Origin of the sequence: Weissella oryzae SG25, assembly GCF_000691805.2 — a bacterium.
GTDB classification, from domain to species: Bacteria; Bacillota; Bacilli; order Lactobacillales; family Lactobacillaceae; genus Weissella; species Weissella oryzae.
This window is the reverse complement of record NZ_DF820490.1, coordinates 558-1,267: the sequence shown is the minus strand read 5'-3', so window position 1 is coordinate 1,267 and position 710 is coordinate 558. Positions and strand designations below refer to the sequence as shown.

At 40.0% G+C, this 710-nt stretch carries 1 protein-coding gene; it reads right to left on the bottom strand.

Annotated features, from left to right (window positions below; genetic code table 11):
- Nucleotides 1-710 (bottom strand): hypothetical protein (locus TT13_RS11175; RefSeq protein WP_190279629.1); only part of this gene is annotated, 710 nt, incomplete at both ends.

Here is a 710-nt window from a genome sequence, read left to right as displayed (position 1 = left end):
CCTGATTCTGAATTACTCATTGAATCTGACGTTGATTCGCTACCTGATTCTGAATCACTCATTGAATCTGATGTTGATTCGCTACCTGATTCTGAATTACTCATTGAATCTGACGTTGATTCGCTACCTGATTCTGAATTACTCATTGAATCTGACGTTGATTCGCTGCCTGATTCTGAGTCGCTCATTGAATCTGACGTTGAGTTGCTGCCTGATTCTGAATTACTCATTGAATCTGACGTTGATTCGCTACCTGATTCTGAATTACTCATTGAATCTGATGTTGATTCGCTACCTGATTCTGAATTACTCATTGAATCGGACATTGATTCGCTACCTGATTCTGAATTACTCATTGAATCGGATGTTGATTCGCTACCTGATTCTGAATTACTCATTGAATCTGACGTTGATTCGCTACCTGATTCTGAATTACTCATTGAATCTGACGTTGATTCACTACCTGATTCTGAATTACTCATTGAATCGGACGTTGAATCGCTACCTGATACTGAATCACTTAATGAATCCGACGTTGAATCACTGCCTGATACGGAATCACTTAATGAATCCGACGTTGAATCGCTACCTGATACGGAATCACTTAATGAATCCGACGTTGAGTCACTGCCTGATACAGAATCACTTAGTGAATCGGATGTTGAGTCACTACCGCTAATTGAATCACTTAGTGAATCCGACGTTGAGTC